Genomic DNA, 22,167 nt, shown 5'->3' with positions numbered 1-22,167 from the left:
CTTAGGGCCTGAGTGGCGGTGGTGCTCCGCGGACTGGGCAGGATGGGATTTCGAGCGCAATGATGGGCTCAGGCTCGAGGTGAAGCAGTCGGCCTCACGACAAACGTGGACGAGGTCGAACGGCAAGCCGAGCAAATGCCGGTTTGATATCAAGGCGCGCCAAGGGCGCTATGAGGGTGCAGATTGGTATCCCGGGCACGGGCGTAATGCTGACGTGTTTGTAATGGCGCATCATTTCGTCAGCGACGACGCGGCCGACCACTGTGCGCCTGAGCAATGGCGGTTCTTTGTCATCCCGGAAACGCGGCTTCCTCAAACCGAGAGTATAGGAGTCCGGCCACTCGAAAGACTCGTCGACGCGTGCGGCTACGACACGCTCGCCAGGGCCATCGCAGTGTGCGCGAACACATTACGCCCACGAGGCACTATCGTTGGTAATTCGGGTTGTATTTAATCTGCCATTCCTCCTCGGTCATTGCCTCGCGTACAATAAAAACTCCCTTTGGGATGGAGGATTGCTCTGAAGCATCCTCGCCTGTGAGATAATCATAGAGGTTCAGCGCGCGCGGATCGCCCCTGGCTGCGGCATTGCGCACTGCGAGAAGCACCAACTCTAGAGTCGATGCCCTACGCCGCTGTCCCGCCTCTACATATTCGCGGACCTCCGCCGCAATCTGGCGGACCCATGACTTCTGATTTCGCGAGCCGCGGGGTCGCCCCCTCGGGTTGGGTGACGGGGAGCCCTTTTGAAATTGGTGAGCTACGGGTGGCCGTGCGTAACCAATCTCGTAATCGAGGTCATCGGTTGGTCCATCTGCCATCTTGCTCGCGCCTGTCTGCCGGTATGAGGCCATCTCGCTCACCCGGCCACGGTGGCGGTCCGAGTTCATCGAACTTTGCCCTCCACTCATCATAGTCCCATTCCTTGGGGACCCTATGAACGTAGACGTGGTCGTCCAATGCTTCCGGCATCTCAAAGAGGCCCGCTGATTCGCATTGTTTTAGAAAGCGTTTTGCAGCGCGCATGCAGCCGCCAATCGCTTTTGACGCCACGGACCTGATCGAGGCTTCGGCGGGGTGCATCCCCTTGGTCACGCCGCCTTGCACGACCTGGATCCGGCGATGCAGGATTTTTCCAATATCAAGCGGGGCTTCTCCAGCCCGTGCTGAGCGGGCCTTCCCCGGTTTACCGGGCTCGGTCGTATTCATTCAACGGACCCTGCAGCAGCGACATCTCGAGAAGATCGGGACGCCCTCACTTGCGAGAATGTCTGGCCATCGCACGCTAACGTTGCTTCCAAGCCCTCGGATTCAGCACGGCGGATGATCACATCGCAGTAGTGCGGATCGAGTTCGATCAACCTGGCCTTGCGACCGCAACGCTCCGCGGCAACCAGTGTGGTGCCCGAACCTCCGAACGCGTCGAGGACGACGTCGTTTGGATCACTGACATCTCGGATGGCCTCGGTGATCATGTCGAGATTTTTCACAGTAGGGTGCATTGCGAGATCCGATTTCGATCGGCCACCTGTCGAGTTTGCACCCGGATATTCCCAGACGTTGGTTCGATATCGCCCATTCGCACCCAGGGCGACGTTGTTCTTGTGAGCCCGCTTACCGTGCTTGAAGAGCGCGACCATCTCGTGACGAGACCGATAGAGCGTGCCCATGCCGCCGTTGCTTTTCACCCACACAATGATGTTGATCAGCTCATCAAACGCCTCCTCCCCCGCGGCGAGCAGGGCGCCAATCGATCGCCAGTCCATGAAGATGAAATGCAGCGAGCCAGAGCGGCTGAACCGAGCCAAATTCACGCATGTTAGCGACAGGAAACGCTCGAACTGCTCGGGCGTCATTTCGCCCGACGCCATCACAAATTCGGGGTGTTGGATGACCCCGCTGCCACAAACGTGGCCCGAAATAGCAACGTTGTATGGCGGATCTGTCACGACCAGATCGGCCAGCTCTTTGCCGAGCAATCGGTCATAAGAACCTGGATCGAGCGCGTTCCCGCAAAGGAGACGGTGCTCCCCAATATCCCAGATATCGCCAAGCTGGCTAATCGGGGTCCCAGATCTCTCCACTGCCGGCACAGGGCAGTCAGGCTGGCGAGTTTTTGATCCGGCGACATCGCGCAGCAAATCCAGGTCATGCACTTCGAAGCCGGTAACCGTGAGATCTAGGTCTATCGCGATCTCGCTCAGCTCTGCGATTTCGAGAGAAAGAAGCTCCCGATCCCAGCCCGCCAAACTGGCAAGCTGATTGTCGGCAATGACATATGCTCGGATTTCCTCCGGGCTAAGATGCTCAAGCATGAGCGTGGGGATCTGCGAAAGCCCCAGGATTTTGGCCGCCATCAGGCGACCGTGCCCGGCAATCACAGTCAGGGTCGGGTCGATGAGGATTGGGGTGACGAACCCGAACTTCTCAATGGAATCTGCAATTTTCCGGATCTGCTTCTTGCCGTGGGTCCGAGGATTTCTGGCCCTGGCACGCAGAGCTGCGACCGCGCGCATGACAATTTTTGAGTTCGTAAGCGACATGGCTGGATTCTCCGGCGCACTGCGACCAGGGCCGAAAAGCGCGCTATAAATTCAAGGGAAAACCCACCGACCATCGGTCAAGCGAGGGTGCGAGCCATCGGCTCACTGGTTTCGGCTTCGCCGAGTGCCATGGCTTACCACAGCAGCCTGTCCGAGATCCTCGGAAGGCACTCGTGTAGATTCACCCCGAAAGCAGGTCATGTCAATTCGGGTTCGGCGGGGCAGCCGATTTTGCCTGTTTTTGCCTGATAGGGTGAAAGAGGTTCCCTGTTACCTGCTTTTGGTTTCCCTGTTCTGGGATCCAGCTCTTTCAACGAAGAGGCGAAAAACCCTCGGATTTCTGCCATATTTTCAGGCGAGATGACGCGACCGAATTGATCAGAATTCCCTGTTTTCGCGTGAGACCGGTTCGCGAGTGACTGCGTCGCGCACCATCTTTTTCAATCACTTAACGTTTTCATAACCTGCGGTTGAAACCCGCTGGTGTAATTCCTGTGTAATCAGGCCGCGATTTCACCGATCCCAAGGCTGATTCGATCCTCAAGCTTATCCATCGCCGCGTCGATGTGCGCGCCGTTGGCATGGGCATAGCTACCCGCACCCTGGGTAAGACTAGAGGATCAAGTGCATTGCAATTTTCTTTGATTACGGCGAGTGTCTCCGAAGACGCGGAGAGGGGGCACCGGTGTCAACAGGAAGGCAGTTTGACGTAATTCTCAACAATCGGCTTAAGATTTCCGATTGATGGCCGACAGGAAATCGAACCTCAGTCCTGCCGAAATCAAAGCGCGGACCCTCGCGTGGTGGTCGCGCAAGCCCTTTTCTCCGCCAGCGCCGCCGCTGTCGGTGCACGAACCACCGCCGTTACTTCATAGCGACTCCCTAGGGCAAAAAGGGGAGGAACCGCATCCACACCGGCATTGGATCGTCGCCGAAGAGAAGACGACGCGCACGACATTGCTGACGCTTGCGATTTGCAGCGCCATCTTTTTCTTCGCACTCCTTTGGCAGCAGCGAATCGATGGTCCGGACGATTATCCGGAGCTGCTGCGGCGATGCGTCGGCGGCGCGACGATTCTTGAAGATTGCAAGGCCGCAATCACCGAGTTTCACGAGAAGCGGCACACTTTTCGCGGCATTGATATGCCCCTCGCCGGGGTCGATGTGCTGAAGTCTCTAAGTGTCGCTCTATTGGTTTCAGTAGTCGTGTCGAACCTTTTTGAGCGAGGCAACCGCAAGCGATTGAACGACACATTGAGCGCCAAAGCTGAGCAAATCTCCATCAATGTATTTGACGGCCTCTTTGGAAACTCCCACCCGCCCGCTGCCCTCACTGCGATCAAAAAGATGCTAGAGCGGCCGATTCTCAGAAAGCGGTTGGACATCTCATACACGCTTACAATCTGGGAGACATCCGAAGGCCGTCTGGCAGGACGAAAGTTCGTATGCGTCGACGTCGTTTTTGCCGGTCTTACGCAAAATATTGCCAATCCCAAGATGTCTCAGGACGCGTCGTTCGATGTCCCCGTTTCTCTAAGTTTGCCTAATCCGCTCGTCGACGAGCTGAGACCGCTGGTTGTGCTCAAATCGGTAAAGATTAACGACGAGCCGATAGCCGACGAAGCATTGGACAGGGCGAACGCGCAGATTCAAGCTGGGTTCGCCGAGGACAGTGCGGACGGCAACGTCGATATCTGTATCTACAATCTCAAGCCCGGCGAGGAACTGCGCGTAGAAGCCTGCTACACGATGATGAAGGAATTTGAAGATACCGAGGTGTTTCGATCATTTCAGATCACGGAGGCGCTAACGCTCTCGGTCATCGATAGAACCGGGGAGAACCTCCTAATTCGGGCGCGGGCGATCCATCCCGGGACACTGCGCAGTATCGGGTCAAACGCGTCCTTCCTGAAATGGGAGCTATATGACATCGTGCTGCCGCAGCAGGGTCTAATGGTCTGGTGGAAAAAGCCTTTGCCGAGTGCGTCGCAACCCGTTAGTGCGCGTCAACCACGGCGCAAAGCCGGAACAGGGGGGGCGGCTTAAGCATTCGGTCAGCTTGCCGTACCATAAGGCCGAAGAGGGAGTTCATAATGACGATCCAGGTGCGCACGCTGGTTGACGGCGGTTCCGGCTTTTGATTTCGACCTCGCGCTTTGTGCGGAGTTTTCGCACGCGCATTCAGTTTTAGCGCTGACAGTTGTGGCAGGGAGCCTCGGTTCCTTTCCGCTCCGGCTCTCGCTCTCCAAACAGCCTCTGCTTCACGTTGATCGCATCGGGTTTGACGGCCTTACAGTTGTGTCTGAGCACGCCGGCCGACGCGTATTCGCTGAAACGACTGCGTTCCTGCTCTGGTGTAATTCCTGTGTAGAGGCGCCGGGATTACGCAGGCTTTCGCGAGAACAACCGCGAACCGTGCCGGCGATCTAATCGCCCAACCGCCTTGAAGACAGAGCTGAATGGAACAGCCCAGAACCCGCCGGATTAGTCGCCAAGGAAACTGAAAATCGCAGTGTCGGCGGTTCGACTCCGTCCCCGGGCGCCACTATTAAGTATCTGTTTTAAGACGATTTTTTCTCTCGGATACACCTGCAATAGTGGCGTGCTTTCCGTCGCTTGCGCCGATGGCAGTATCACTTTCGGGGACAGAGACACTTTCAGCCCGAGGAAATACTCGCAATCCAGGGCTCCGTCTCTCCAAGGCATTGATGGAGCACTGAAAATTATTACGACGTCGACGGCATCCACGCCGCTTGGCGCTTGCGGCCGCTAATCAATCGTCTTTCGGCTTCGCGTTTTCTCGTGGTGCGCCCGTTGCTTTGAGCGCTTTGGCCAACGTCACCCCACCCCAAGCCGTGTCGGCCTTCGCCGGCGTCACCCGAGGCATCGCTATTGCCTCCCGAGCGCAGTTCGGTTGATGTGCGTTCCTCTGCCGCGCGCTCGACAGCCGTATCGCTCATAAGGACGCGGTCGATTCGCTTCGAGAAACGGTCGGCCGCGCTCAGGGGCCGGTCGAATAAATGGGATCGTGCCGATTTCGCCAGTTTCACCTGTGTGCCTGTTCCCTGCGCGAACCGTCGTGGAGGAATCCGGTGCTATTGCCGCGCGGATACGCGATGCGCTTCTGCGGCGCCGGCCGGTAGTGCTCCGACGCTTTCTCGACGCCGATCTTCTCCGCCTGCTGATCCGAATCCTGTCGGATGCGAGCTTCGTGCCGTCGAACATCGACGATGTCGGTGCCCGCACAATCGAGGCGCCCGGCCATGCAGGCGATGCGCTCTGCCTGGCGCTCGGGCGGCCGGAGGTGTTGCGGTTCATGGAGTCGCTTGTCGGCGATGCGCGGCTGACCGAGGTCGCGGGCGCGGTTGCGCAATTCGGCGCGGCTTCCGGGGATCGGCTCGGTTGGCACGACGATCGCGTCGAGCCGCGGCGCAAGCTCGCGATCACGATAAATCTCGGCACCGTCGGGTATCAGGGCGGCGTATTCGAGTTTCGGGATCTGCAATCCGACGCCCCGACGTTTCGCCATGTCCATTCCGAGCCGGGCGAGGCGCTCTTGTTCCCGATCGGCGCTGGCTTGCAGCACCGGCTACTGCCAGTGACTGCGGGCGGCCCGCGAACGGTGTTTGCCGGGTGGTTTCTCGGAGACGCGAATTGATCAAGAATGGGCTCTACGGCCTTGTTTCACTCAACGGTGCGCCGCTCGACCGCGCCGATTGCGCGACGTTGGGACTCGCCGTGCCGGTTGCGAATACTTCTGTCGCCGTCGGATTGCGGGACGAATCCGCCGAGGTGGCGGATTCGAGCATCGGCGAAACCGGCGAGATCACGGTCGCATTTCTGGGATATCTCGATGACAAACCCGGCCTCGCCGCCGCACTCGCGCGGCCGGCCGCAACCGAGCCCGCGCTGCTCGTGCTCGCCGCGCTCGAACGTTGGGGAGACGCGGCTTTTGCTCGGCTGCGCGGCGAATGGAGCCTGCTGCTATTCGATCGTCGCGAGCGCGTTTTGCATCTCGCGGTGTCGGAGACCATGCGCGATCAGATGTATTTCGCCTGTGACGGCACGCGCGTCGCCATCGCTCCCCAAGCGGCCACGCTCGCCCGGCTGGCCTGGGTCGGAGGCGAATTCGATCCGCTGGGCCTGATCTGCTCGATGGGGCGATGGTCGTTTCGCAAGCAGCGCGAGGGTCGCACCTTTCTGCGCAATGTGACGTCGGTCGAATGCGGAACGGTGCACCGTATCGACGGCCTCGGCCGGCGCCGGACCGTGTTCGCGGCGCAGCCGGCCTTCGATCCCTGGAACGACAGCTACGAAGATGCCATCGCCGCGCTGGAGGCGGAAACGCGCACGGCGATTCGTCGCCATCTTCACCGTCACCAAAGCGCCGCGGTGATGCTGAGCGGTGGCCTGGATTCTTCGCTGATAGCGCTGCTGGCAATGGAGGAAAAGCGGCCGGGGCAGAGGTTGTTTGCGCTTTCGTCGGTTGCACCCGACGGGAGCGGCCTGCGCGACGAGCGCGAATTTATGGAGATTGTCGGCCACGCACTCGGGCTGCCGGTCACCTATCTGTCGCCGTCCGCGGACAGCAACGCCTATCGGCCACCAGCCAATGTCTTCGCGCATGCCGAGGAACCCGTCGTTGGCCAGCGTCATTATCTTTACGGCGCATTTTACGACGCGGCGCAGCGCGAAGGCGCCACGCTGCTGCTCGACGGCGTCTTCGGTGAGATGGCGCTCACGCGAGCTGCGCCTCAGGCAACGTTTATCGGCCGTTACAGGAGGCTTCGAACGAACGCCCGCAGGATCGTGACCGAGGCGATCCACCCCCCGCGCTGGCCCCATGAGGGTCTGCTGGTCACCCTCTCGCCCTGGGCACTTGAACTGTTGGCGCAAAGCTTCGGCACCAGGCCGATCAAGCTGACCAAGGTCTTTCCGGTCATGCGCCCCGATCAACCGCTCGGCCTGGCCGCGGCCTATTTCAAGAGCGGCAAGGTCGCGACCGCGACATGGCAGCCGTCGGTGCGTCAGGTCTATCCGTATCGCGATCGGGCGCTGCTACAGCTCGCCGCGCGGTTTCCGTCCCGCTTCACCGAAGGCCTGGGACTGCCGCGCTCGCTCGCGCGTGCGATCATGCGCGACCGACTCCCCGACCGGATCGTGATGCGCAACACCAAGGACGTCTTCTCGCCCGATTTCCATCGCCGCCTGATGCGCCAGGCGCCAGCGGCACGCGAAAGGCTGGCGCTCCACCGCAGCAACGGTGCCGCGGACTGGCTGGATCTCGATTGGGCCGAAGGCCAACTCGCCGCGCTCGGCGCAGGCGGCTCGCTGGTGGGCGAGGCATGGTCGCGTATTCAATCCACGGTCATCGCCGCGGAATTTTTCACATGGTGGGCCGACGCGATGCGCGCCGATTCGGATCAGGCCTGATCGTCAGACGTGATTGCAGTCCGCTACGCCGCCGTCGCTGAGGACGCTGGGGTTGTTTGCGGTCCGGCTGATTTCAAGCTCGCCGAGCTCGGGGGCCGTCCATGGCTTCCGCGCCGCGCCGGCGTCGCGCTCCACGTCCGATTTTTCCTGCTGCATTACTTGGCGCCCTTTTGTCACTGTTGCATGCTTGCTTACTCCGCAGCGCAGTTCCGGACAAGGACGGACTTCGGAGCGGGCTGTGCACCAACCGTCGGACGTCGGAATCGATCCGTCGTTCGATGCGCTAAGCGGCCTGTCGGACCAGCCCCTTCGCAAGGAGCTGGTTGAAAAACCTGTCCACGTCGCCGCTGCACTGTTCGGGCGATACCTCGTAGGTATCGGTCAATATTTCGACGAGTTGCGCGAGGGTCCGGGGGGTTTGCAGCAAATCCCAGATCGCCAGCGCTGTATCGTCGAATGAATAATAACGGCCCGAATCCAGATCGAGGATCACGGTTCCCTCTCCGACCGGGGCAGAGACAAATCCGTCGGTCCGTTGCCACATTTGCGAGTCCGCCACGATCAAGGTCCACATCCGATGAATGACGCCCGGCTCATTCACGCATCTGGCGCAAGGTGCAATCCCGAACCCGCGCACAAAGCGGCGACCTCGCTCTCACCGAGCGCAACTTGGCCCTCCTCCCTTCGCCAATCATACATCGGGACGGCCTCGGCGATGCGCGCCAGCGCCGGCAGCATCGTCCTTGCCAGACCGAGCATGCGCGGAATGCGGGGACGATATTGGTAAGCCAGCAGGACGTGCATGCGACGTTCCACAGCCAGTGCGTGAAACGCGGGTGCCTCTGGCGCGCGGGGCACGGTCAGCACATGAACCGCATCCAGCACCGCCACGGCACATCGCTGCTCAAGGGGAATTTCGCAATATGAACCTCCCGCGCTCGCTGACAATCCAGCGGGGAGCCCGCTGATCGCAAACCCGGGGGTTATCCGGATGATGTCGTCCGCCACAATGCGCGCGCCGGCCTCGGCACATTGGCGCAAGACCGTCGTCTTGCCGCTCCCGGAGTGGCCGGCGACGATGATTGCCGCATCGGCGCCGGGCAGGATCACGGCTCCCGCATGCAAGAGAATATCGCCGCGCATCCACAGCAGCGCCGGGATCGCAAAGGCGGATAGCCCGGCGGCGATATCGGCGGCGGCGGCGCCAGGGGCCGGGTCCACGAGAATGTGATTCGAGTCCGCGCATAGATAATTCGCGCGGCCTGGAAGCGAGGCCACCATTCCCCGGCCCAGGCGGGCAAAGTGTCCGCGGCGATCGTACCAGGATTCGAGCGCGACGTGCTGCTTCATAATCGTGACATCAGGGGTGACCCCGGCTTCGCCACGTTCGATTTCGGTCGCGCCCGGAATGTCGAAGGCGGACTCGAATATCAGATCATAGCCCCGGTAGCGCCGGCTCATGCGGTTTCGACGCCCGGGCGACGATCGGGGACGATGTCGAATGCCACGCTGATCCGCTTCGCCGGCGATCCGGTCGGGAGAGTCCGGTGGTAGAGATGCGACGGGAACAACAGCAATTGACCCGGCCACGGCTGGATCCGACGCCGCCTGCCGTTGAACGTCCGCTCGACACCCGGGAGTTCGGGACAGCCGAATTCGATGCTGCCCGAGGAGGCGCCTTGCGGCCGATCGGGAATCTGGACGTAATAGACCCCGCTCATCCACCCGCGAACATGCATGTGCCAGGCATCGAACGCATCGTCGTGCGTGGTCATGCTCCACGCATGCAGCAAAGCGTGGGCGGGGCGCGCCTGGCACCAGATATGATCCCGGCCGAGAAGTGCCGCGACCTGCTTTTCGATCTGGATCCGCAGCGCCGTCAACAGCGCCGGCACGACCCGCGAGCGCTCGAGCAACAAATTATCGACGCGCCATCGCGCATTGCCTTCGCTTCCCTGGCGCGGACGCTTGCGCCCGGGATGCGCGAGCAATTCTTCGGCGAGCGCGGCGTTGAACGCGTCCAGCGAGTTCCAGCCTTCGGGAGGCTGCAGCATGCCTTCCCACAGCAAATCGTCCATGGCCTCGAAGTCCGCCGCTGCGGCCGTCCGCGACAAAGCACTCAGCGCGAGATAGCGCCCGGCCAGAACGCTGGAATCCGCGACGCCATCCGCCAGCGTCGACTCGGCGCGATCCAGAAGCTCGCGCTCGCGATGTTCGCGCAGGTCCAGCGTCGTAATCCGCGAGAATCCGTAAGGCGTACGTGCATCCTCTGTGAGGGCGGCGTCGAGCGCCGCGCGCGCTTCGTGATCGTGTCCCGACAGGAGATGCGATTTGCCGAGCTCGGAAAGCGCCGCGGCCCGCGCAAGCTGGCCCGGGGCGGACTCCACTGCTTTCTCAAGGGGCCGGCGCGCGGCGATGGCATCACCTTCGCCATTCCGGCCGAGATACGAAAGCCCCAGGAGCATGTTTCGCGGATGCGCGTGCGTCCGGTCGAGCGTTTCGTCCGAAAGCAGTTCGATGACCTCACCGTCGCGGTGCAGTGCCTGGAGCAATTGCGCGAGCTTCAGCGTGTAGGCTCCACCGCCCTCGCGGTCGCGAGCCATTCGCACCAGCGCTATCTCTTCCGAGGGCGTCAGGGCCTTGGGCGTTGGAAGCGCGAGCGAGAACGGGCCGGGCATGACTCTTCCCTAGGCCGGTGGCGAAGACGCGCCAAGGTCGGCGCCATCGCGTGGCGACGACAGCGACAGGTCCGCCCCGTCGAGGCGGCGGATCTGCGTCGGCGCTGCGGGCAGGTGATGGCGCGCGATCCGGCGGTACGAACGATCGAGGAAGGTCACGAACCCCGGGATGAGCTCGCGTACCGGCCGGTGTCCGAACAGCGAGCTGCCAACAACGATTTCGTCCACGCCAACCGACAGTCCGCGCGTCATCAGGGCGTCGATCTTCACCACGGTCTCGCGCACGTCGATCAGCGATCCGTGCAGCGAATTGCACACCAGAAACCGGTCATCTTCGAGCATCACGATGTCGTGACACGCCATATCCAGCAGAGGGATACGGCGGCGCTCGCGGAACGCGCGATCGACCTCGAGGATCTCGCTCGGTCGCTCGAGCCGTCCGTTGTGGAGCAACAGGAAGATCGAATCGCCGCGGCCGAGGAAGGAATTGACGTGGAAATAGTCGGGACCCGCCTCGCCGTAGCGTACCGGCTGCACTGGAAAATGTGTCCCAGACAGCCGCCAGTCGCGATCATATTCGAGGATCTGCTGGTTGTAGGTATCGACGACGAAGCAGCTCCCCATGAAGAAATCGATCTGGTGGCAGCCATTGTCGAGCCCCTCGACCAGGATTTCGCGCTCGCCGACGCCCTCGGCGGTGCGCCGGAACCGGACGATCCGGCCCAACCGGCTCGGCACCCAGGGATGGTCGCCCGCCTCGAAGCAATAGAGGTCGTCACCGCGTAGCGTCAGGCCGAAGAACAGCCCTTCCGCAACCCGCGCAAAGCCCGATCGATGCGCCAGAAAAAGGCCGTCGCGCGAGGCGATTGCGTGGGTGAACGGCTCAGGCGCGGACGACATCGAAGGCGATCGAGATGCGATTGCGCGCCTGCCTCACGGGGATCGTGCGGTGCGCGTAGGAGGATGGGAACAGGGCCAGCAGGCCATTGGCCGGGCGCACGATCCGTCGCCAGCCAGCCTGGCTTTCCGCACCGCCGAGCGGCAGGAGCCCTAGTTCGAGAGCGCCGGCCTCGCCATCTCCCCCATCGGGAACATCGACGTAATAGACACCGCTGACGAGGCCCGAGGGGTGGATGTGCCATTGCTCGTGCGCCGCCCCGTCCAGAATGAGCGCCCATATCGTCAACGTCACCGCGCCGCCGGAATAGCGGCCGAGCGGGTTGCGGGCGCCCCGCTGGATACTCGCCGCGTAGGCGTCGATCGCATCGCGAATGCAGTCGGTGAGTTGCGCGACCAGCGGCGAGTCGCGCGTGCGCAGATCGTCGATGCGTTCGCCGCCGATCGTCGCCCTGGAGGAATGCGGCTTGACGAGATTGCGGTGCCCGAGAAGCTCCTCGCGCAGCGCGAGGTTGAAATCGTCGGGCCGCGCTCGCGCCGATGCGCCGATATCAGCGACCGACAGGAACGACGCATAGTCGATGAGTCGGCTCACGCCCGCATCATCCCCGCACGCGGCCCTCGCGCTCGCCCACACCGCGAAGAGCTCGGCGTTCCGCGCGCCCCGCCGTTCCAGGTCGACGCACAATTCCTCGAGCTCGCGGTGCTTTCCCGCTGCCGTCAGGTGGCTGGCCTCGATGCCCAGCGCCTGCCAGTTGTCGGGCGTTTCCGCGAGGACGGCGCGCGCGACCGGCGAAGCGACGGCGAGGCCGTCGCGCCGTGCCACCGCCAGCGCCAGTGCGACGAGGCTGCCGGGCACGGACAAGCCATTCGCGGTTTCCAGCGCCTTTACCGCCGCGTCGAAATCACCCGCCGCGCCGGCGATTTCGCCGTGCAATCGCAGCGCGACACCGTCCTCCTTCGCCACTGCGGGCGCGAGAACCGCGACGGCTTCCGCCAGGCGCGATTGATCGTAGAGCAGTCCGGCGAGTTTGCGGCGCAGCAGCATATTGCCCGCGTCACGCGCCAGGCCGTCCCGCAGCAGCGCTTCCGCCATGTCATTGTCGGCCGAGCGGCGATCGAGACCAACCCAGTCGAGCGGGGGAATTCTGTCTGTCGTGCCCGGAGCGAGCGAGTGCATGGCCAGTTCCAGCCGCATATTGTAGGGGTTGATCGAGCGCTCATACGGGATCAAGTCTTGCCGCGATATTCGATTTGTGGCTGGCAGTTGCAGAGCGAGATCGAATTGACGGACCTTCGGGCGCGGCCCGAAGTCCTGGCATCCGATTTCATCCTCGAGCGAGGCACCCTCGCGGCGCAAGCCGCACGCGGCATCGCGATCGGCCCGGTGCTGTGGCAATTGCCGGGGGGCGACCTGCTATTTGATCCAGGCGATATCGGTCGCGCGCTGATTACCGGCGGCAGGCGGATCGTCGTCGATGTCGCCGCCGACGCCACTCCCGGTGAGTTGCAGGCCTTCGTGCTTGGCCCGATCCTCGTCCTGCTCGGTCATTTGAAAGGGTGCATTCCGCTCCACGCGTCCTGCGTCGCAATGCCCCTTGGTGCCGTCGCCTTCTCCGGGCGGGCGGGGGCGGGCAAGTCGAGCCTCGCCGCGGGCCTGGCGCGACGCGGATACCGGCTGCTTGCCGAGGACGTCTGCATGATTTCGCCCGAAGGGAAGGTCCTGTCCGCTGCACCGCTGGTGAAGCTGACGCGAAAATCCGCAACGCAATTGTCGCTCGGCGCGGCCGAAACCGAGGTCCGCCACAAGCAGTTCTTTCGCGTGGCGAAAGAAGACGACCGCGCGCCGGTGCCGCTGGAGACAATCTATTTTCTCGAACACAGCGCTGCGGCGGCTGCGCCGACGATCGACACTCTCTCGACTAATGCCGCGGTTGCTCAGGTGCACGGCGCTGCCCTGATGCCGGCAGCCGCAACCGCGCTGTACGGCGACGCCGGCCATTTCGCCGCTACAGCCGCACTGACGCGAAGGGTCGGCGTCCGGAAGCTCATCTGGCCCTTCGATCTGACTCGTATCGGCGAAACGCTGGACATGATCGAGCGCGCCGGGCTCGGCTAGCGAAAATAGTCCAGGTTGCGATGGAACTGGCCGATCTGCGTGTAGAATTGACGCAGGATTGCCCGCAGCCGATTGCGAAAGCGAATCCCCATGTCGCGTTGCACGCCTTTCGCGTTGATCTGCCATCGCAGCGCGATGTGACGCTCGCCTCCAGCGTCTTCGACTTTTTCGGCGCTCAGGAATTTGGCGTTTTCCGCTCCCAGCATCGCCGCGAGCAGGAAATTGAACGCGAGCCCTTCGTGCTGGCGATGAAAGACGCAGGTCAGTTCGCCACGCAAACATTCGCCGATCGCCGCGATCGCGCAAAGCCAGCTCCGCGGCTCGCCCCAAGGGTCGGGGTGGCGGATGAAGCAGAGATCATAGGGAGCGCCCGGCGGCTCGAAATCCAGAATGTCGAGAAGCTGGTGGTGGATGGTGATTGCAACCGGAGCGTCGCCCACGAACGCCCGCACCACGTCGAGCGGGAAAGTGACCTTGCCGAACGCGTCGATGGTGCGACAGTCGCGCCAGGCCGGGGGCAGATCGGCGAAACCCTCGAATGCCAGAACCAGGCCGCGCATGTCGTATCCTCAACGCAAAGGGCGCGGTACAGTTGTGGCATGGACACGAAACTGGCGCCAGAATTTCGCCTGCTGCTTCTGGCCGCACAGGCATCGCGCACGCCGGAACGCGCGGATGCGCTGGATCGTGCCGTGCAGGAACCTATCGATTGGACGATCCTGATCGCGGGTGCGCAACGGCACGGGCTATCGTCGTCGCTCCTTGCGGCGACGGGCCGGGTATCGGGGGTGCCCGCGCAAGCGCTGGCGAAGATGCGCCGCCTCGCGACGCGCCGCGCCGCCGCCACGCTCGCCCGGGTCGAGGAGACGGTTCGCGTCGCGGGTGCCTTCCGGCGGGCGGGACTGCGGTTCCTTGTCGTGAAGGGCGTCCCGCTCTCGGTCCAGCTCCACGGCAATCCGGCGGCGCGCGATGCACGCGACATCGATGTTATCGTCGAGGCGGGGGAAATCGCACGTGCTGGCGACGCCCTCGGCGCCATCGGATATGATCCGCTTGACGGCGAATTGCCGGCGCCCGAGCTCGCGTCACGCTTCGAGCGGACAAAAGAGATCAAGTTCGTCCATCGTGCCAGCGGCACCTGCGTCGAACTCCATCACCGCCTGACGGACAACCCCGAGTTGCTGCCATGGACCTTCGACACGCTCTGGCAGGAACGCGAGAACGTCAGTGTCGCGCAAGGCGAAATCCCGACACTCGCCCGTCATCGCCTCGCGCCCTATTTGTGCGTGCATGGCGCGACGCATTGCTGGGCCCGCCTGATCTGGCTGGTGGATCTGGCGACAGCGGTGGCGGCACCCGAGGCTGCTTCGCCGGCGCTGGCGCAGGCGACGGAGCTCGGCTTCGAACCCTTGATGCTGCACGCCATGACCTTGGCGAGCAACTGGTTGAAGGTGCCCATTCCAGACGCCTGCCGGGCGCGGGCGCGGCGCAGTTCGCGCATTGCCTGCCTGGATTTCATCGTGAAGCGATTCTTTTCCGGTGCGCGCTGGCGCGGCGAAGCGCCCCCCGGTTCAGCCGGCCGGTTCGTCCGCTACTCGATCTGGCTACGTCTCTATCGCTATGCGATGAAGTCGAGTTGGCGCTATTGGCGCCGCGAGCTTGCCGGCGAACTCCTTTCGGCCGACGACCGGAAGGCGTTTCGCGTTCCAGATCAGCTTCGCTTCCTCTATCCGGTCCTGCGCCCCGTGGGCTGGCTGATCCGACGGTTGCGGACATGAAAGCTCGCTCTGGGAGGTACGCGAAAAGGCAACCTGCTCCGTGGCAGGTTCGCGTTCGGCAAGCAAAAAGTGCACGGCGCTTGAGCCGCAAACCGGCCCGGAAACACCCAGTGTTGGTTGCTCGATTCCAGAAATTCCAGCGCGCAAACAGAGACGATTTCGCCCTCTGAGCCGCGACGAAATATCGGAGATATCTCTGTGGGCCAATGATGGAGCACCAGGAATTTTCGTGACGCCCAAGCCGGCTCAGGAGAATCCGAGAGAGACCCGCTGCTGCTGCCAGCACAATGGAAGCCCGGCCCACCGGATGAGCTTCGAGCGGGTGAGTTCGCGGGGTTGACGACCATCGAGGATCGCCGAGATGATGTCGGGTGCGGGGTAGCCGATCCGCAGCAGATTGGCGGCGTGCTCACGGCCATATCCGATGGCAGCAGCGACCTCATCAAAGTCGTCCGAGTCACAAGTCGCCAGCGCCTCTCGCGCCGCGGCGGCCTGGGTTACCAGCTTGATGAGAGCGGGATTCTTGTTCGTACCGTCGGGCGTCGGCGCAGGCGGCATCATGAGCTTGAGCATCTTGCCCGACCGCACGCAGTTGATTGGAACAACGCGAACCGTTTCCTGCGCGGCTAACAAGGGATCCAAGCTCTCGAATGTCAGACTGACGATCATCGAATCCTGATGCAACTCGACCCGTTGGATCAGGTCGATCGCCAGCTGCCGCTGTTCGCGACCCGAGCCGTGCCGCAGCTTTGTGATTGCGGCGAATGCAGTGGCCTGCGCTCGCTCGATTTCCCCTGTGCGTGCCACGGCATCGTCGGCACAACCGCGGCTCGCCTCATCCAACACTTCCGCCGCGACGTCGATCACGCGTGCTTCAATATCAGGAGCACTGATGCGCCAGATCGGATTGAATCCTGCTTCGGCGTCATCAGCGCGGGAGTTGTAGTAGCGATATCGCCCTGCCACCCTTCCCCGGGGCATTGATGGAGCACCGAAAATTCGAGGATCGGCGGTGGTAATGCGCCCGCGCGAACCGATCGCCAAGGCTGAATGGCGGCTCGGAATCGCCGTGCTGCGCCGCATCAAAAATACGAGTTAGCGCTTGCCAGGCCCGCCACGTCCATTGAGACTGGGCGGATGATGCTGCGAGTCTCCGACCGCGAGCCCCAGGCTCCGCCTGCCTCTCGCGAGACGGAGCATCCGCAGCCGCACTCCGGGGGCGTGCTGTTGCAGCGCACAAGAGGCGATGGGCGCATTGCCGTCGATCGTCCGGCTTCGGGCGGCCATCGCGTTGCCGGGTTGAGGCAGTCGGGCGCGGCGAAGATATTATGCCCTCGCAACCATCTGGACGCCGCTTTCGAAGCCGTGCTGCTCAACACGGCGGGCGGATTGACCGGAGGGGACCGGATGCGCTGGGAGGCGTCGGCAGGGCGCGGCGCGAACCTGCGCGTCACCACGCAGACCGCAGAGCGGGTCTATCGGTCGAACAGCGGGGATGCCCTGGTTGAGACGCACCTGCACGCTGAAGCGGGTGCGGCGCTGGAATGGCTGCCGCAGGAGACGATCCTGTTCGACGGCGCCCGGCTTTCGCGCACCCTCTCGATCGAACTCGCCAACAATGCGTCGCTGCTCGCGGTCGAAGCGATCGTCTTCGGGCGCCGCGCGCATGGCGAGTGCGTGCGGTCGGGCGCGCTGCGCGACCAGTGGCGCGTCCGGCAGGGGGGGCGGCTGATCTACGCGGACAATGTCCGGATCGACGGCGATATCGCGGCGCTGGCCGATCGCCCGGCGACCTTGGGCGGCGCACAGGCTTTCGCCACGCTCCTGCTGGCGGGCCACGGCCGGATGCCGATCGAAACGCTTCGTGCGATCTTGCCGGATGATGACGGCCTGGAAGCCGGCGCGTCGGCGCTGCCCCACGTCACCATCGTCCGCGTGATCGCCGCGCATGGCGACATCCTGCGGCCCGCGCTGGCCGGGCTGCTCCATGCCCTGCGCGGCGCCGCCCTCCCTCGTGTCTGGCAGGCCTGACTCATGCAGCTCACTCCCCGCGAAAAGGACAAATTGCTGATCGCGATGGCGGCGATCGTCGCCCGCAAGCGGCTCGAGCGCGGCGTCAGGCTCAACCATCCCGAAGCAATCGCGCTGATCAGCGATTTCGTGGTCGAGGGCGCACGCGACGGACGCTCGGTCGCGGACCTGATGGAGGCCGGCGGGCATGTCATCCGCCGCGATCAGGTGATGGAGGGGATCGCCGAGATGATCCACGACGTGCAGGTCGAAGCGACCTTCCCCGACGGCACCAAGCTCGTCACCATCCACCATCCGATCCGCTGAGGAGCTACGTATGCGCCTAGCCAGAATGACCGCCGCCGCCGTCCTGCTGATCGCCGCCAGCCCCGCGCTGGCGCATGACGGACACGGCGGCGGCCTTGCCGGGGGCTTCGCCCACCCCTTCACCGGCGCGGATCACATGCTGGCGATGATCGCGGTCGGGCTGTTCGCGGCGCTGAAAGGCGGACGGGCGGTCTGGGCGTGGCCGGCGATGTTCGTGGGCGCGGCGGCGCTTGGGTTTGCCGGCGCGCGCTTCGGCGTGGCGCTGCCGCTCGTCGAGCCGATGATCCTTGCCTCGATGCTGGTGCTTGGCCTGCTCGTCGCGGCGGCGGTGCCGGTGGCGGTGGTGCCCGGGATCGCCTTGGTCGCGCTGTTCGGCTTGGCGCACGGTCAGGCGCATGCGTTCGAGGCGGGGTCGCAATCGATCGCCGCCTTTGCCGCGGGCTTCCTGCTCGCCAGTGCCGGGCTGCATGCGGCGGGCATCAGTTTTTATCGCATCCTCGGCCAGGTCCCCGGCAGGCTGGCGGGCGCCGCAACGGTCGCGGGCGGCCTTGCGCTGGCTTTCGCATGATCCCGGGCGAGGTCTTCACGCTTCCGGGCGACATCGTCCTCAACGAAGGACGCGAAGCGGTGACGCTGACGGTCGCCAATCGCGGCGACCGGCCGGTGCAGGTCGGCAGCCACTATCATTTCGCCGAGACCAACGCCGCGCTCGATTTCGACCGCGATGCGGCGCGCGGGCGCAGGCTCGATATCCCGGCTGGAACCGCGGTGCGCTTCGAGCCCGGGCAGAGCCGCGAGGTTCACCTGATCGCCTATGTCGGCGCGCGGCGGGCGGTGGGCTTCACGGCCAAGGTGATGGGGGACCTCGACGCATGAGCATCGCGATCCCGCGCAGCCTCTACGCCGATCTCTACGGCCCCACCACGGGCGACAAGGTGCGGCTGGCCGATACCGAGCTGATCGTCGAAGTCGAACGCGACCTGACCGTCTATGGCGAGGAGGTGGTGTTCGGCGGCGGCAAGGTGATCCGCGACGGCATGGGCCAATCGCAGGCGACGCGCGCCGAGGGCGCTGTCGACACGGTGATCACCAACGCGCTGATCATGGATGCGGCGGGCATCTGGAAGGCCGATATCGGGCTGAAGGACGGGCGCATCGCCGCGATCGGCAAGGCGGGCAATCCCGATACCCAGCCCGGGGTGACGATCGTCATCGGCCCCGGCACCGAGATCATCGCCGGCGAAGGCAAGATCGTCACCGCGGGCGGGATCGACTCGCACATCCACTTCATCTGCCCGCAACAGGCCGAAGACGCGCTGATGAGCGGCGTCACCACGATGATCGGCGGCGGCACGGGACCCGCGACGGGTACCAACGCCACCACCTGTACGCCCGGCCCCTGGCATCTCGCGCGGATGCTCCAGGCCGCCGACGGCTTGCCCGTGAACATCGGCCTCACCGGCAAGGGCAATGCGGCCACGCCCGCCGCGCTGGTCGAGCAGATCCGGGCGGGCGCCTGCGCGCTCAAGCTCCACGAGGATTGGGGCACCACGCCCGCGACGATCGATTGCTGCCTCTCGGTCGCCGACGACCATGACGTGCAGGTGATGATCCATACCGACACGCTCAACGAAAGCGGGTTCGTCGAGGATACGATCGCCGCGTTCAAGGGCCGCACGATCCACGCCTTCCATACCGAGGGCGCGGGCGGCGGGCATGCGCCCGACATCATCAAGGTCTGCGGCCTGCCCAATGTCCTGCCGGGCTCGACCAATCCGACGCGGCCCTACACCGTCAACACCGTCGAGGAGCATCTCGACATGCTGATGGTGTGCCACCATCTCGATCCCAACATCCCCGAGGACGTGGCGTTCGCGGAGAGCCGGATCCGCAAGGAGACGATCGCGGCGGAGGACATCCTCCACGATCTCGGCGCGTTCAGCATCATCGCCTCGGACAGCCAGGCGATGGGCCGGGTGGGCGAGGTGCTGATCCGCACCTGGCAGACCGCCGACAAGATGAAGCGCCAGCGCGGAAGCCTGCCCGGGGAAAGCGGCGGCAACGACAATCTGCGCGTGCGGCGCTACATCGCCAAATACACGATCAACCCGGCGATCGCGCAGGGCATCGCGCATGAGGTCGGATCGGTCGCGGTCGGCAAGCGCGCCGATCTCGTGCTGTGGGACTTCGCCTTTTTCGGCGTGAAGCCGGCGATGATCCTGATCGGCGGAACGATCGCGGCGGCGGCGATGGGCGATCCCAACGCCTCGATCCCGACCCCGCAGCCGGTCCATTACCGCCCGATGTTCGGCGCCTATGGCGGTGCGCTGGCCGCGACCGGCGCGACCTTCGTCTCGCAGGCGGCGCTGGACGGCGGGATCGCCGCGCGGCTCGGCCTGTCCAAATCGCTTCTGGCGGTGCGCAACACGCGCGGCGGGATCTCCAAGGCGTCGATGGTGCTCAACGATGCGACCCCGCACATGGAGGTCGATCCCGAAACCTATGAGGTACGCGCGGACGGCGAGCTCCTGACCTGCGAACCCGCCACGGTGCTGCCGATGGCACAGCGATACTTCCTGTTCTGATGCGCGCGACCCACATCCTGCCGCATGATCACGCGGCCATGGCAGACGACAGCGTGCTGCTCGATTTCGATGGACGGCACCGGCGCCGGATGATGCTGACCACCGAGAACGGGGCCGAGCTGCTGCTCGATCTGCCCGAGACCGTGGCGCTCGCCGATGGCGACCGGCTGGTCACCGAGGACGGGCAGCATATCCGCGTCGTCGCGAAGCCGGAGGCGCTGATGGAAGTCTCCGCCGCCGATCCCGCGCGGCTGGTGCGGCTCGCCTGGCATGTCGGCAACCGGCATCTCCCCACCGAGATCGCCGGGGAAACGCTCTATCTCCGCCACGACCATGTCATCGCCGCGATGCTCGAGCAGCTCGGCGCCACGGTCCGTTTCGTCGATCGGCCGTTCAATCCCGAGGGCGGCGCCTATGGCCATGGCCGGACCCACGGGCACGATCATCACGACCACGACCACCATCATGGTCACGGCCATCACCATCATGACTGAGGCCCGCTATCGGCTGATGACCTGGCTTTCGCCGGCCTATCCGGTCGGCGCGTTCAGCTATTCGCATGGGCTGGAATATGCCGTCGAGGCCGGCCTGGCGGCGGATTGTGCGAGCCTGTCGGACTGGATCGAGGATTGCCTGCGCCACGGCGCGGGGCGCAGCGACGCGATCATCGTTGCCCATGCCTGGCGCGCCGAGGATGCGGGGGCACGCGCCGAGCTCGCCGAGCTGGCGCTCGCATTGCAACCGGCGCGCGAACGCCTGCTCGAAACCGAGGCGCAGGGCGCGGCGTTCCAGCTGGTGACCTCGGCAGTCTGGCCGGCGGAGCCGATCGACGCCGCCCCGCTGCCCTATCCCGTGGCGGTCGGCGTCGCGGCGCGGGCGCATGCGATTCCCCTCGACGAAACGCTCCAGGCGTATCTCTGGGCGTTCGCTGCCAACCTGGTCTCGGCGGGGGTTAGGCTCGTTCCGCTCGGCCAGACCGACGGCCAGCGCGCCCAGGCAACCCTGATGCCGGCCATCCTCGACGTCGCGCGCGAGGCGGAAACGGCCGATCTCGACGATATCGGCGGCTGCGCCTTCCGCGCCGAGATCGCGGCGATGCGCCATGAAACCCAGCATGTGAGGCTCTTTCGATCATGAATTCGCAGCGTAACGGCCCCCTGCGCGTGGGCATCGGCGGTCCGGTCGGATCCGGCAAGACCGCGCTGATGGACGCCCTGTGCAAGGCGATGCGCGATCGCTGGTCGATCGCGGCGATCACCAACGATATCTACACGCGCGAGGACGCCGAATTTCTCGAGCGATCGGGCGCGCTTCCGATCGAGCGGATCATGGGCGTCGAAACCGGCGGCTGCCCGCACACCGCGATCCGCGAGGACGCCTCGATCAATCTCGCCGCGGTCGCCCAGATGCGCGACCGCTTCCCCGCGCTCGACATGATCCTGATCGAATCGGGGGGCGACAACCTTGCGGCGACCTTCAGCCCCGAACTCGCCGACATCACCCTCTACGTGATCGACGTTTCGGCGGGCGACAAAATCCCGCGCAAGGGCGGCCCCGGCATCACGCGTTCGGACCTGCTCATCATCAACAAGATCGATCTCGCGCCCCATGTCGGCGCGAGCCTGGAGGTGATGGACCGCGACGCGCGCAAGATGCGCGGCGAGCGGCCGTTCGTCTTCACCAACATCCGGGCTGGCGAAGGCGTGGCGGACGTGGCGGATTTCGTTGCCGGGTTCGGTGGGCTGCCATGACCGTGACTCCGTTCCCGCATCCATCCGCCGCCCGGCCCCAGTAGTT

Annotated in this window: 24 protein-coding genes; 13 read left to right on the top strand and 11 right to left on the bottom strand. The window is 64.2% G+C overall.

What is annotated here, in order from left to right; all coding sequences use genetic code 11:
• Positions 1–425: 425 nt before the first annotated feature.
• The 3 genes from OF829_RS12565 to OF829_RS12555 are packed head-to-tail and all read right to left on the bottom strand — an operon-like array spanning position 426 to position 2,516.
• Positions 426–821: a DUF5681 domain-containing protein gene (locus OF829_RS12565; RefSeq protein ID WP_264940531.1), complete on the bottom strand. Its 396-nt coding sequence runs from the start codon at positions 819–821 to the stop codon at positions 426–428.
• Positions 799–1,209, bottom strand: coding sequence for a hypothetical protein (locus OF829_RS12560; protein WP_264940537.1), 411 nt, complete (start codon positions 1,207–1,209; stop codon positions 799–801). The genes OF829_RS12565 and OF829_RS12560 overlap by 23 nt, the downstream gene beginning before the upstream one ends.
• Positions 1,206–2,516: a site-specific DNA-methyltransferase gene (locus tag OF829_RS12555; RefSeq protein ID WP_264940407.1), complete on the bottom strand. Its 1,311-nt coding sequence runs from the start codon at positions 2,514–2,516 to the stop codon at positions 1,206–1,208. The genes OF829_RS12560 and OF829_RS12555 overlap by 4 nt, the downstream gene beginning before the upstream one ends.
• Positions 2,517–3,287: 771 nt before the next feature.
• On the opposite strand from OF829_RS12555, the gene OF829_RS12550 reads away from it, so the two are divergent.
• From OF829_RS12550 to OF829_RS12540, 3 genes are all read left to right on the top strand, one after another.
• On the top strand, positions 3,288–4,589 hold the full coding sequence (locus tag OF829_RS12550; RefSeq protein WP_264940406.1) for a hypothetical protein: 1,302 nt from the start codon (positions 3,288–3,290) through the stop codon (positions 4,587–4,589).
• Positions 4,590–5,622: 1,033 nt separating this feature from the next.
• A complete protein-coding gene (locus OF829_RS12545; protein WP_264940405.1) occupies positions 5,623–6,201 on the top strand; it encodes a 2OG-Fe(II) oxygenase in 579 nt (192 codons plus the stop codon).
• Positions 6,198–7,976 (top strand): asparagine synthase-related protein, encoded by a 1,779-nt coding sequence (locus OF829_RS12540; RefSeq protein WP_264940404.1) that lies wholly within the window; start codon positions 6,198–6,200, stop codon positions 7,974–7,976. The genes OF829_RS12545 and OF829_RS12540 overlap by 4 nt, the downstream gene beginning before the upstream one ends.
• Positions 7,977–7,979: 3 nt before the next feature.
• On the opposite strand, the gene OF829_RS12535 is transcribed toward OF829_RS12540, so the two are convergent.
• The 6 genes from OF829_RS12535 to OF829_RS12510 form a co-directional block, all read right to left on the bottom strand.
• Positions 7,980–8,132 (bottom strand): hypothetical protein, encoded by a 153-nt coding sequence (locus OF829_RS12535; protein ID WP_264940403.1) that lies wholly within the window; start codon positions 8,130–8,132, stop codon positions 7,980–7,982.
• 127 nt (positions 8,133–8,259) lie between these two features.
• Positions 8,260–8,469: a PqqD family protein gene (locus OF829_RS12530; protein WP_264940402.1), complete on the bottom strand. Its 210-nt coding sequence runs from the start codon at positions 8,467–8,469 to the stop codon at positions 8,260–8,262.
• A 104-nt stretch (positions 8,470–8,573) separates the two neighbouring features.
• Positions 8,574–9,437 carry a myosin/kinesin family protein gene (locus tag OF829_RS12525; protein ID WP_264940401.1) on the bottom strand — a complete coding sequence of 288 codons (864 nt, stop codon included), beginning with the start codon at positions 9,435–9,437 and terminating at the stop codon, positions 8,574–8,576.
• Positions 9,434–10,654 (bottom strand): 2OG-Fe(II) oxygenase family protein, encoded by a 1,221-nt coding sequence (locus OF829_RS12520; RefSeq protein WP_264940400.1) that lies wholly within the window; start codon positions 10,652–10,654, stop codon positions 9,434–9,436. The genes OF829_RS12525 and OF829_RS12520 overlap by 4 nt, the downstream gene beginning before the upstream one ends.
• A 9-nt stretch (positions 10,655–10,663) precedes the next feature.
• On the bottom strand, positions 10,664–11,554 hold the full coding sequence (locus OF829_RS12515) for a hypothetical protein (protein ID WP_264940399.1): 891 nt from the start codon (positions 11,552–11,554) through the stop codon (positions 10,664–10,666).
• Positions 11,538–12,749, bottom strand: a complete 1,212-nt coding sequence (locus tag OF829_RS12510; RefSeq protein ID WP_264940398.1) for a 2OG-Fe(II) oxygenase family protein — start codon at positions 12,747–12,749, stop codon at positions 11,538–11,540. Before OF829_RS12510 ends, OF829_RS12515 begins: the two co-directional genes overlap by 17 nt.
• A 69-nt stretch (positions 12,750–12,818) precedes the next feature.
• On the opposite strand from OF829_RS12510, the gene OF829_RS12505 reads away from it, so the two are divergent.
• Positions 12,819–13,670 (top strand): phosphoenolpyruvate carboxykinase (ATP), encoded by an 852-nt coding sequence (locus OF829_RS12505; RefSeq protein ID WP_264940397.1) that lies wholly within the window; start codon positions 12,819–12,821, stop codon positions 13,668–13,670.
• Here the strand turns inward: OF829_RS12505 and OF829_RS12500 are convergent.
• Complete coding sequence (locus OF829_RS12500) at positions 13,667–14,230, bottom strand: hypothetical protein (RefSeq protein ID WP_264940396.1); 564 nt, start codon at positions 14,228–14,230, stop codon at positions 13,667–13,669. The genes OF829_RS12505 and OF829_RS12500 overlap by 4 nt on opposite strands.
• Positions 14,231–14,269: 39 nt before the next feature.
• Between OF829_RS12500 and OF829_RS12495 the strand changes: the two genes are divergently transcribed.
• Entirely contained in the window at positions 14,270–15,448 is a 1,179-nt protein-coding gene (locus OF829_RS12495; RefSeq protein WP_264940395.1) for a nucleotidyltransferase family protein, read from the top strand.
• A 246-nt stretch (positions 15,449–15,694) separates the two neighbouring features.
• Here the strand turns inward: OF829_RS12495 and OF829_RS12490 are convergent, their stop codons facing one another.
• Complete coding sequence (locus OF829_RS12490; protein ID WP_264940394.1) at positions 15,695–16,531, bottom strand: hypothetical protein; 837 nt, start codon at positions 16,529–16,531, stop codon at positions 15,695–15,697.
• Between the two features lie 54 nt (positions 16,532–16,585).
• On the opposite strand from OF829_RS12490, the gene OF829_RS12485 reads away from it, so the two are divergent.
• Genes OF829_RS12485 through ureG form a run of 8 tightly spaced genes read left to right on the top strand, consistent with a single transcriptional unit; the run spans position 16,586 to position 22,121 of the window.
• Complete coding sequence (locus OF829_RS12485) at positions 16,586–17,479, top strand: urease accessory protein UreD (protein ID WP_264940393.1); 894 nt, start codon at positions 16,586–16,588, stop codon at positions 17,477–17,479.
• A gap of 3 nt (positions 17,480–17,482) precedes the next feature.
• Positions 17,483–17,785, top strand: a complete 303-nt coding sequence (locus OF829_RS12480; protein WP_264940392.1) for an urease subunit gamma — start codon at positions 17,483–17,485, stop codon at positions 17,783–17,785.
• A gap of 10 nt (positions 17,786–17,795) precedes the next feature.
• Positions 17,796–18,353, top strand: a complete 558-nt coding sequence (locus tag OF829_RS12475) for a HupE/UreJ family protein (RefSeq protein WP_264940391.1) — start codon at positions 17,796–17,798, stop codon at positions 18,351–18,353.
• The gene (locus tag OF829_RS12470) at positions 18,350–18,661 is read left to right on the top strand and encodes an urease subunit beta (RefSeq protein ID WP_264940390.1); all 312 of its coding nucleotides are present in this window, start codon (positions 18,350–18,352) and stop codon (positions 18,659–18,661) included. Before OF829_RS12475 ends, OF829_RS12470 begins: the two co-directional genes overlap by 4 nt.
• Positions 18,658–20,370, top strand: a complete 1,713-nt coding sequence (gene ureC / locus OF829_RS12465; RefSeq protein ID WP_264940389.1) for an urease subunit alpha — start codon at positions 18,658–18,660, stop codon at positions 20,368–20,370. The genes OF829_RS12470 and ureC overlap by 4 nt, the downstream gene beginning before the upstream one ends.
• The gene (gene ureE, locus OF829_RS12460; RefSeq protein WP_264940388.1) at positions 20,370–20,864 is read left to right on the top strand and encodes an urease accessory protein UreE; all 495 of its coding nucleotides are present in this window, start codon (positions 20,370–20,372) and stop codon (positions 20,862–20,864) included. The genes ureC and ureE overlap by 1 nt, the downstream gene beginning before the upstream one ends.
• On the top strand, positions 20,791–21,507 hold the full coding sequence (locus OF829_RS12455; protein ID WP_264940387.1) for an urease accessory protein UreF: 717 nt from the start codon (positions 20,791–20,793) through the stop codon (positions 21,505–21,507). The genes ureE and OF829_RS12455 overlap by 74 nt, the downstream gene beginning before the upstream one ends.
• The gene (gene ureG / locus OF829_RS12450; protein WP_264940386.1) at positions 21,504–22,121 is read left to right on the top strand and encodes an urease accessory protein UreG; all 618 of its coding nucleotides are present in this window, start codon (positions 21,504–21,506) and stop codon (positions 22,119–22,121) included. The genes OF829_RS12455 and ureG overlap by 4 nt, the downstream gene beginning before the upstream one ends.
• Positions 22,122–22,167: the final 46 nt, after the last annotated feature.

The sequence above is a fragment of the Sphingomonas caeni genome (genome assembly GCF_026013415.1).
Lineage (GTDB): Bacteria > Pseudomonadota > Alphaproteobacteria > Sphingomonadales > Sphingomonadaceae > Sphingomonas > Sphingomonas caeni.
This window is presented reverse-complemented; position numbering and strand designations above follow the sequence as displayed.